Origin of the sequence: Zoogloea sp., assembly GCF_041914405.1 — a bacterium.
Taxonomy (GTDB): Bacteria; Pseudomonadota; Gammaproteobacteria; order Burkholderiales; family Rhodocyclaceae; genus Zoogloea.
On the sequence record NZ_JAYSDK010000001.1, the window covers coordinates 244,961 to 254,566 of the forward strand.

Sequence of the window (9,606 nt, forward strand, 5' to 3'; positions counted from 1 at the left end):
CCATGCCCTGGCGTCTCCTGCGCTTCGCGCTCAACAAGAAGCACCCGGAACCCCGGATGTTCACCTTCCACGAGAAGCTCAAGCCGAGCTACGACGTGGTCATCATCGGCGGCGGCGGACACGGCCTGTCGGCCGCCTACTACCTGGCCCGCGAACACGGCATCACCAATGTCTGCGTGCTCGAGAAGGGGTACATCGGCGGCGGCAACACCGGCCGCAACACGACCATCATCCGCTCCAACTACCTGACCCCCGAGGGCGTCCAGTTCTACGACGAGTCCGTGCGCCTGTGGCAGGACCTGTCGGAGGACTTCGACCTCAACCTGTTCTACGCCAACCGGGGCCACTTCACCCTCGCCCACACCGATTCGGCGCTGCGCACCATGCGCTGGCGCGCCGAGGTGAACAAGCATTACGGGGTTGCCTCCGAAGTGGTCGGGCCGGAAGTGGTGAAGGAAGCCGCGCCGATGATCGACATCACCTGCGGCGGCCACTCGCCCATCCTCGGCGCGCTGTACCACGCCCCCGGCTCGGTGGCGCGCCACGACGCGGTGGCCTGGGGCTACGGCCGCGGCGCCGACCAGCGCGGCGTCGAGATCCACCAGCAGACCGAAGTGCTGGGCATCGACGTGGAAGGCGGCAAGGTCAAGGGCGTGCGCACCAGCAAGGGCTACATCAGCACCGGCAAGGTGTTGTGCGCGGTGGCCGGCTCCACCCCGCGCATCCTCAAGATGGTGGACGTCAAGTCGCCGATATACATCCACCCGCTGCAGGCGATGGTCAGCGAGCCGGTCAAGCCCTGGCTCGACCCGATCCTGGTGTCCGGCAGCCTGCACGTCTATATCAGTCAGTCGGCCCGTGGCGAGCTGGTGATGGGCGCCTCCCTCGACCCCTACGAGCTGCACGGCACCCGCTCCACGCTGGACTTCGTCGAAGGCCTCACCAGCCACATGCTGGAGATGTTCCCCTTCCTCTCCAACGTGAAGGTGATGCGCCAATGGGCCGGCATGGCCGACATGACCCCCGACTTCGCGCCAGTAATGGGCAAGACCCCGGTGGACGGCTTCTACCTGGATTCCGGCTGGGGCACCTGGGGCTTCAAGGCCACGCCGGTGTGCGGCAAGACCATGGCTCACACCATCGCCACCGACACCGCCCACCCGCTGATCACCGGCTTCTCCCTCGACCGCTTCCGCAACTACGCCCTCACCGGCGAAAAGGGCGCGGCCTCGGTCGGCCACTGACGAGGCCACGGAGAGAAAGGAAAACCGCCATGAAGATCATGACCTGTCCCCTCAACGGCCCGCGCCCTGTATCGGAATTCCACTACTGGGGCGAAGTGCGCCCAATGCCCAACCCGGCCACCGCCAGCGACGACGCCTGGGCCGACTACGTCTTCAACCGTAACGGCGCCCCCGGCCTGAAGAAGGAATGGTGGTGCCACACCCCCAGCAATACCTGGTTCATCGCCGAGCGGGACACCGAGAAGGACGTTGTGCTCAAGACCTATTTCTACGAGGGAGATCAATGATGCGTTTGCCCGCCACCCGCGGCGAGTGGATCGACCGCTCCCGCCCCGTCGAATTCAAGTTCGAAGGCCAGACCTACAAGGGCTACGCCGGCGACACCATCAGCTCCGCCCTGTGGGGCGCCGGTGTCCGCGTGCTCGGCCGCAGCTTCAAGTACCACCGTCCGCGCGGCGTGCTGTCCCTGGCCAACCATGACGTCAATGCGCTGCACCAGTGGGCCGACAAGCCCAACGTGCGCGCCGACGTCACGCCCCTCGTGGCCGGCATGGACCTGACCGCCGTCAATACCTTCGGCAACCTGGCCGACGACAAGGGCCGCTTCCTCGGCAAGCTGTCCGCCGTCCTGCCGGTGGGCTTTTACTACAAGGCCTTCCACAGCAAGCGCCTGTTCCCGATGTGGGAGCGCATGTTCCGCGCCATGACCGGCCTCGGCAAGGTGGACCTGAAGAGCCCCCACAAGCGCACGCCCAAGGCCTACGACTTCTGCGACGTGCTGGTCATCGGCGCCGGCCCGTCCGGCCTGTCCGCCGCGCTGGCCGCCGCCGCCCAGGGCGCCGACGTGACGGTGGTGGACGAGAACGCCCAGGCCGGCGGCAGCGCCGGCTACCAGCTCGGCAACGACAACGGCCGCCGCCAGCAGCACGCCGACCTCCTCGCCAAGGTTGCCGCCGAGCCGCGCATCCGCGTGCTCACTGGCACCTACGCCGCCGGCTACTACAAAGACCACTGGATTCCGCTGGTCAGCGCGGAGCGCATGCTCAAGATGCGCGCCGGCAGCGTAGTCGTCGCCAGCGGCGCCTTCGAGCAGCCCGCCGTTTTCCACAACAACGACCTGCCCGGCATCATGCTGGCCTCCGCCGCCCAGCGCCTGGCCTACCGCTACGGCGTCAAGCCGATGGACAAGGCGGTGCTGCTCACCGCCAACGTCGACGGCTACCGCGCCGCGCTGGATCTGCTGGCCCTCGGCACCGCCATCGCCGCGGTGGTGGACCTGCGCGCCAACCCCGGCAAGGCCGAACCGCTGGCCCACCTGCTGCGCCAGTCAGGCGTCGAGGTGCTGAGCGGCCACTGCATCGTCGAAGCCAGGCCCGACGCCAACGGCCTGTGCGCCGGCGCCCGCATCGCCGCACTGCGCGCCGACGGCACCCCCGCCGCGCAGACCCGCGACATCCCCTGCGACGGCATCCTGATGAGCACCGGCTGGGCGCCCGCCGCCAACCTGCTGTACCAGGCCACCACCCGCATGCGCTACGACCGCGCGGTGGAACAGTTCGTCCCCGACGTGCTGCCCGACGGCGTGTTCGCCTGCGGCCGCGTGAATGGCGTCTTCGAGCTGGAGCGCAAGCTCGCCGACGGCGCCCGCGCCGGCAGCCACGCCGCCGCCGCAGCCGGCTTCGGCAGCGCCAGCGGTGCCACGCTGGCACCGGAAAGCGAGAGCCCCAGCCACCCGTGGCCGATCATCGACCACCCGGCCGGCAAGAACTTCGTCGATTTCGACGAAGACCTGCAATACAAGGATTTCTGCAACGCGGTGCAGGAAGGCTTCGACAACATCGAGCTGCTGAAGCGCTTCTCCACCAACGGCATGGGCCCCAGCCAGGGCAAGCACTCCAACATGAACGGGCTGCGCATCCTGGCCCGCCTGACCGACAAGGAACCCCAGCAGGTCGGCACCACCACCGCGCGCCCCTTCTTCCACCCGGTCCCGATGTCCATCCTGGCCGGCCGCGGCTTCCACCCGGAGCGTCGCACCCCGCTGCACAGCCGCCACGACGCCCTCGGCGCCAAGTGGATGCCGGCCGGCGTGTGGCAGCGCCCGGAGTATTACCAGCTCGCCGGCAAGAGCCGCCTCGACTGCATCCGCGGTGAAGCCCTGGCGGTGCGCAACGGCGTCGGCCTGATCGACGTCGGCACCCTCGGCAAGCTGGAAGTCATCGGCCCGCAGGCCGCCGGATTCCTGGAGCGCGTCTATACGTCCAACTACGCCAACCTCAAGGTCGGCATGACCCGCTACGCGGTGATGTGCGACGAGTCCGGCGTGGTCATCGACGACGGCGTGGTGGCCCGCCTGGCGGACGACCACTTCTACTTCACCACCACCACCTCCGGCGCGGCGACGATCTACCGCGAGCTGTCCCGCCTCAACACCATGTGGCGGCTGGACTGCGGCATCGTCAATCACACCGGCGCCTTCGCCGCGGTGAACCTGGCCGGGCCGAAGTCCCGCGAGGTGCTGCGCAGCCTGACCGGCCTCGACCTGTCGGCCGCCGCCTTCCCCTACCTGGCGGTGCGCGAGGGCGAAGTCGCGGGCATCCCGGCACGCCTGATGCGGGTCGGCTTCGTCGGCGAATGGGGCTACGAGATCCACGTGCCGGCCAGCCACGGCGGCGCCCTGTGGGACGCCCTGATGAAAGCCGGCGCCAGCCACGGCATCCGCCCCTTCGGCGTGGAAGCCCAGCGGCTGCTGCGCCTGGAAAAAGGCCACATCATCATCAGCCAGGACACCGACGGCCTCACCACCCCGCTGGAAGTCGGCATGGAATGGGCGCTGAAGATGAACAAACCCTTCTTCGTCGGCCAGCGCAGCCTCACCGCCGTCTCCCACAAGCCGCGCAAGCAGCAACTGGTGGGCATCAGCTTCCCGGCCAACCACGAAGGTCCGGTGCCGCTGGAATGCAACCTGGTCATCGAAGGCGGCGACATCGCCGGCCGCGTCACCAGCATCGCCTGGAGCCCGACCCTCAAGCGCCACATCGGCCTCGCCTTCGTGCGCCCCGACCTGGCCAAGCCCGGCCACACCGTCAGCATCCGCCTCACCGGTGGCTCGATGGTCGAGGCCCAGGTCAGCGCCACCCCGTTCTACGACCCGGACAACCTCAAGCAGAAGGAGGCCGCGTGATGCCTGCCAACGCCCTCGCCGTGAGCCCGGTGGCCGACCTCGCCACCCTGCCCGACCCCGCCGCCCAGAAGGCCGCCGTCGCCAATCTCGGCATCGCCGACCAGTCCCTCACGCCACGCCACGGCTGCAAGGGCCCCGGCGCTGCCGCCTGGCTCGAAAGCTTCGGCCTGCCGATTCCGCCGCAGCCCAACAGCTGGCTGCCGGTGGACGGCGGCGGCCTGATCGCCCGCCTCGGCTTCACCGAGTTTCTGGTGGAAGGCCCGGCGACGCTGATCGCCCGCCTCGCCAGCACGCCCCGCAGCGCCGGCGTCTATCCGGTGCTGCGCCAGGACGTCGCGCTGCTCATGGGTGGCGCCAAGCTCGACGAGCTGCTGCGCCAGACCTGCAACGTCAATTTCCGTCCCCTCGACCTGGCGGCCCGCCCGGTGGTGCTCACCTCGATGGTCGGCGTCGGTGTGACGGTGATTCCCGAGTTCCGCAACGGCCAGCCGGCAGTGCGCATCTGGTGCGACGGCAGCTACGGACACTACCTGTGGGAGACCTTGCTCGACATCGCGGTCGAGCTGGGCGGCGGCGCCGTAGCCCCCCACAGCTTCAACTGACCCCCACGAACCCCCTATCAGGAGAACGGCAATGACGCCCACAGAAGCAAAGAAGTTTCTCGCCGACAACGACGTCAAGTATGTCCTTGCCCAGTTTGTAGACATCCACGGCACGGCCAAGACCAAGTCGGTCCCAGCCGCCCATTTCGAGGACATCCTCACCACCGGCGCCGGCTTCGCAGGCTTCGCGGTGTGGGGGCTCGGCATCGAGCCCAACGGCCCCGACTACATGGCCATCGGCGACCTGGACACCCTCACCCTGGTGCCCTGGCAGCCCGGCTACGCCCGCATCGCCTGCGACGGCCACGTGAAGGGCGAACCCTGGCCGCTGGACACCCGCGTGGTGCTCAAGAACCAGATCAAGCGCCTGGACGCCAAGGGCTACACCTTCTTCACCGGCCTGGAGCCCGAGTTCTCCCTGCTCAAGAAGGATGAAGCCGGCAACATCATCCCGACTGACCCGACCGACACGCTGCCCAAGCCCTGCTACGACTACAAGGGCCTGTCGCGCAACCGCCAGTTCCTCGAAACCCTCACCGACAGCCTGCGCGCGGTGGATGTGGACGTCTATCAGATCGACCACGAGGACGCCAACGGCCAGTTCGAGATCAACTACACCTACGCCGACTGCCTGACCTCCGCCGACCATTACCTGCTGTTCAAGATGGCCGCCTCGGAGATCGCCAACGACCTGGGCATGATCTGCTCCTTCATGCCCAAGCCCTTCGCCAACCGACCCGGCAACGGCATGCACATCCACATGTCCCTCGGCGACGGCAAGACCAACCTGTTCGCCGACAAGACGGACAAACACGGCCTCGGCCTGTCCAAGCTGGCCTACCAGTTCCTCGCCGGCATCCTGGCCCACGCCCCGGCCCTGGCCGCCATCTGCGCGCCGACGGTCAACAGCTACAAGCGCCTCGTCGTCGGCCGTTCGCTGACCGGCGCCACCTGGGCCCCGGCCTACATCAGCTACGGCGACAACAACCGCTCGTCGATGGTGCGCATCCCCCACGGCCGCCTCGAGCTGCGCCTGCCGGACGGTGCCTGCAACCCCTACCTGGCCACCGCCGCGGTGATCGCCGCCGGCCTCGACGGCATCGAACGCGAGCTTGATCCGGGCCTGCCGCAGAACCAGAACCTCTACGCCCTGAGCCCCGAGGAACTGAAGGCCGCCGGCATCGAGATCCTGCCCCAGAACCTCCACGAAGCCCTGCTCGCCCTCGAGAAGGACACCGTGCTGTGCAAGGCCCTCGGCCCGGTCGCCGGCGAGTTCCTGCGCCTCAAGCACATGGAGTGGGTGGAGTACATGCGCCACGTGTCGGACTGGGAAATCAAGAACTACCTGGAATTTTTCTAAGAACTGAACGAAGGAGAAACGACTATGTGTGGAATCGTCGGATTGCTGGTCAAGACGCCAGCCCTGCGGGAAAAGCTCGGCGAGCTGATGGTGCCGATGCTGATCGGCATGACCGAGCGCGGCCCTGACTCCGCCGGCCTGGCCGTGTTTGGCAACCCCCTCGCCGAAAGCCAGCGCAAGATCAGCGTGTATTCCGGCCTCACCGAGGACGGCGCCGACTTCAACTGGCTCGGCCTCAGCCATGAACTGAAGTCCCACCTCGGCGTGCCGGTCGGCATCGAGATCAAGGGCAACCACGCCGTGCTGACCTTCGACGTGGCCCCGGCCATCGTCAAGCGCTGGATCGCCGAGCACCATCCCAAGCTGCACATCCTGTCCACCGGGCGCAGCATCGACCTCTACAAGGACATCGGCACCCCGGCCGAAGTGGCCGCCCGCTACGACTTCGGCAAGCTGACCGGCTCACACCTGGTCGGCCACACCCGGATGGCCACCGAATCCGCCGTCACGCCGGACCGTGCCCACCCCTTCACCGCCGGCGAGGACTTCTGCCTGGTCCATAACGGCTCCCTGTCCAACCCCAACGGCATTCGCCGCATGCTGGAGCCGCGCGGCATCCACTTCGAGACCGACAACGACACCGAGGCCGCCTGCCGCTTCCTGGAATGGCGCCTGCGTGAAGGCGACGACCTGGAGACCGCCCTGCAGAAGGGCTTCGAGGAGCTCGACGGCTTCTTCACCTTCCTGATGGGCACGCCGGACAAGCTGGCCCTGATCCGCGACCCCTTCGCCTGCAAGCCGGCAGTCGTTGCCGAGACCGACGACTACGTGGCCATCGCCTCCGAGTTCCGCTCGCTGGCCCACCTGCCCGGCATCAAGCACGCCACCGTTTTCGAACCCGCGCCCGAGGAGATGTACGTATGGAACGCCTGACCTTTGACCTCGCCACCCAGCCCCTGCGCGAGCTCAACACTTTCCTGCACAACGACGCCAAGGACGGCAAGGCCCGCCACGTCACCGTGCTCAACCCGGACGGCGCCCACAACATCGCGGTCGGCCTCGACTGCCCGGTGGAAGTCGAGATCATCGGCCACGCCGGCTACTACGCCGGCGGCATGAACAAGGCCGCCAGCGTGACGATCACCGGCAGCGCCGGCACCGGCGTCGCCGAGAACATGATGAGTGGCAAGGTGCACGTGAAGGGCTTCGCCTCCAACGGCGCCGGCGCCTCCGCCCACGGCGGCCTCTTGGTCATCGATGGCGATGCCGGCCTGCGCTGCGGCATCTCGCTGAAGGGCGGCAACATCGTCGTCGGCGGCTCGGTGGGCAGCTTCTCGGCCTTCATGGCCCAGGCCGGCCGCATGGTGATCTGCGGCGACGCCGGCGACGCCCTCGGCGACTCGCTGTACGAAGCGGTGCTCTACGTGAAGGGCAACGTGAAGTCCCTCGGCGCCGACGCCCAGTACGAACCGATGACCGACGAAGACCTAGCCGCCGTCGCCAGCCTGCTCGACCAGGCCGGCCTCGACCACGACCCGAAGGCCTTCAAGCGCATCGCCTCCAAGCGTTCCCTCTACCACTGGAACGCCGACGCCAACCAGGAATATTGATCCCGCGCCCCGTCCGGGGCGGAGCGCCGAACCCGCCTCCGCCCCCCATCAGGACGACGCCGACGGACTTAGCCGACGAATATTGAGGAGTTCCCAAATGGAAACCAAACCCGTGCAATTCAAGAACCTCTCCCGCGAGGAATCCTACGGCTACGACCGCAAGACCCTCGACTACATCCGCAACGCCGCCGCCCACGGCCTGTATGAAATCCGCGGCATGGGCGCCAAGCGCAAGCTGCCCAACTTCGACGACCTGGTCTTCCTCGGCGCGTCCATGTCCCGCTACCCGCTCGAGGGCTACCGCGAGAAGTGCCTGACCAAGACCGTGCTGGGCACCCGCTTCGCCAAGAAGCCGATCGAACTCGACATCCCGATCACCGTCGCCGGCATGAGCTTCGGCGCCCTGTCCGCCAACGTGAAGGAAGCGCTGGGCCTCGCCGCCACCGAGATGGGCACCTCCACCACCACCGGCGACGGCGGCATGACGCCGGAAGAGCGCCGCTCCTCCAAAATCCTGGTGTACCAGTGCCTGCCGTCCCGCTACGGCTTCAACCCGGACGACGTGCGCAAGGCCGACGCCATCGAGGTCGTCATCGGCCAGGGCGCCAAACCGGGCGGCGGCGGTATGCTGCTGGGCCAGAAGGTGAACCCGCGCGTCGCCAAGATGCGCACCCTGCCGGAAGGCGTCGACCAGCGCTCCGCCTGCCGCCACCCGGACTGGACCGGCCCGGATGACCTGGCCATCAAGATCCAGGAACTGCGCGAGATCACCGACTGGGAAAAGCCGATCTACGTGAAGGTCGGCGCCACCCGCACCTTCAACGACGTCAAGCTGGCCGTCCATGCCGGCGCCGACGTGGTGGTGGTGGACGGCATGCAGGGCGGCACCGCCGCCACCCAGACCTGCTTCATCGAACACATCGGCATCCCGACCCTGGCCGCCGTGCGCCAGGCCGTCAATGCCCTCGAAGACCTGGACATGAAGGGCAAGGTCCAGCTGATCGTCTCCGGCGGCATCCGCACCGGCGCCGACGTGGCCAAGGCGCTGGCGATGGGCGCCGACGCGGTGGCCATCGGTCAGGGCGTGCTGGTGGCCCTCGGCTGCAACGGCGAAACCTACTTCCAGAACGGCGCCCACCACGACGCCATCGCCGACTACAACGCCCTGGGCACCGCCCCCGGCTTCTGCCACCACTGCCACACCGGCAAGTGCCCGGTCGGCGTCACCACCCAGGACGCCACCCTGGAGCAACGCCTGACCCCGGCAGTTGGCGCCAAGCACCTCAAGAACTACCTCAAGACCCTGAACATGGAACTCACCACCATCGCCCGGGCCTGCGGCAAGCAGAACGTGCATCACCTGGAGCCGGAAGACCTGGTGGCCCTGACCATCGAAGCCGCCGCCATGGCCGGCGTGCCGCTGGCCGGCACCAGCTGGATCCCCGGCCAGGGCTTCTGAGCAAGCAAGTTTCTCCCTCTCGCCCCGCAAGGCGTTTCGCCGGGGCGATCCGATGCCGGGTCGCCCCGCTTTTTTCCAGGAGACTGAATCCGTGACCGCCCAGATCATCGACGGCAAGGCCCTCTCGAAGCGGCTGCGCGAGGGCTT

General features: G+C 67.8%; 8 protein-coding genes. All 8 read left to right on the forward strand.

The window, feature by feature from the left end; all coding sequences use genetic code 11:
- Positions 1 to 2 precede the first annotated feature (2 nt).
- The 8 genes from ACE3RX_RS01070 (at position 3) to ACE3RX_RS01105 (ending at position 9,459) form a co-directional block, all read left to right on the forward strand.
- Positions 3 to 1,244, forward strand: coding sequence for an FAD-dependent oxidoreductase (locus tag ACE3RX_RS01070; RefSeq protein ID WP_374479399.1), 1,242 nt, complete (start codon positions 3 to 5; stop codon positions 1,242 to 1,244).
- Positions 1,245 to 1,273: 29 nt separating this feature from the next.
- Positions 1,274 to 1,531, forward strand: coding sequence for a sarcosine oxidase subunit delta (locus ACE3RX_RS01075; RefSeq protein WP_079437540.1), 258 nt, complete (start codon positions 1,274 to 1,276; stop codon positions 1,529 to 1,531).
- Positions 1,528 to 4,428, forward strand: coding sequence for a 2Fe-2S iron-sulfur cluster-binding protein (locus tag ACE3RX_RS01080; protein ID WP_374479401.1), 2,901 nt, complete (start codon positions 1,528 to 1,530; stop codon positions 4,426 to 4,428). Before ACE3RX_RS01075 ends, ACE3RX_RS01080 begins: the two co-directional genes overlap by 4 nt.
- The gene (locus tag ACE3RX_RS01085; RefSeq protein WP_374479403.1) at positions 4,428 to 5,030 is read left to right on the forward strand and encodes a hypothetical protein; all 603 of its coding nucleotides are present in this window, start codon (positions 4,428 to 4,430) and stop codon (positions 5,028 to 5,030) included. The genes ACE3RX_RS01080 and ACE3RX_RS01085 overlap by 1 nt, the downstream gene beginning before the upstream one ends.
- Before the next feature lie 31 nt (positions 5,031 to 5,061).
- Positions 5,062 to 6,390 (forward strand): type III glutamate--ammonia ligase, encoded by a 1,329-nt coding sequence (gene glnT / locus ACE3RX_RS01090; RefSeq protein WP_374479405.1) that lies wholly within the window; start codon positions 5,062 to 5,064, stop codon positions 6,388 to 6,390.
- Positions 6,391 to 6,414: 24 nt separating this feature from the next.
- A complete protein-coding gene (locus ACE3RX_RS01095; protein ID WP_374479407.1) occupies positions 6,415 to 7,323 on the forward strand; it encodes a glutamine amidotransferase family protein in 909 nt (302 codons plus the stop codon).
- Positions 7,311 to 8,000 carry a protein glxC gene (locus tag ACE3RX_RS01100; protein WP_374479409.1) on the forward strand — a complete coding sequence of 230 codons (690 nt, stop codon included), beginning with the start codon at positions 7,311 to 7,313 and terminating at the stop codon, positions 7,998 to 8,000. The genes ACE3RX_RS01095 and ACE3RX_RS01100 overlap by 13 nt, the downstream gene beginning before the upstream one ends.
- Positions 8,001 to 8,097: 97 nt before the next feature.
- Positions 8,098 to 9,459 carry an FMN-binding glutamate synthase family protein gene (locus ACE3RX_RS01105; protein WP_374479411.1) on the forward strand — a complete coding sequence of 454 codons (1,362 nt, stop codon included), beginning with the start codon at positions 8,098 to 8,100 and terminating at the stop codon, positions 9,457 to 9,459.
- Positions 9,460 to 9,606: the final 147 nt, after the last annotated feature.

Excerpts from the sequence above, each read along its gene's own strand:
- ACE3RX_RS01100 (WP_374479409.1), top strand. The coding sequence starts at position 7,311 with ATGGAACGCCTGACCTTTGACCTCGCCACCCAGCCCCTGCGCGAGCTC.
- ACE3RX_RS01080 (WP_374479401.1), top strand. The coding sequence starts at position 1,528 with ATGATGCGTTTGCCCGCCACCCGCGGCGAGTGGATCGACCGCTCCCGC.
- ACE3RX_RS01070 (WP_374479399.1), top strand. The coding sequence starts at position 3 with ATGCCCTGGCGTCTCCTGCGCTTCGCGCTCAACAAGAAGCACCCGGAA.
- ACE3RX_RS01105 (WP_374479411.1), top strand. The coding sequence starts at position 8,098 with ATGGAAACCAAACCCGTGCAATTCAAGAACCTCTCCCGCGAGGAATCC.
- ACE3RX_RS01085 (WP_374479403.1), top strand. The coding sequence starts at position 4,428 with ATGCCTGCCAACGCCCTCGCCGTGAGCCCGGTGGCCGACCTCGCCACC.
- glnT (WP_374479405.1), top strand. The coding sequence starts at position 5,062 with ATGACGCCCACAGAAGCAAAGAAGTTTCTCGCCGACAACGACGTCAAG.
- ACE3RX_RS01095 (WP_374479407.1), top strand. The coding sequence starts at position 6,415 with ATGTGTGGAATCGTCGGATTGCTGGTCAAGACGCCAGCCCTGCGGGAA.
- ACE3RX_RS01075 (WP_079437540.1), top strand. The coding sequence starts at position 1,274 with ATGAAGATCATGACCTGTCCCCTCAACGGCCCGCGCCCTGTATCGGAA.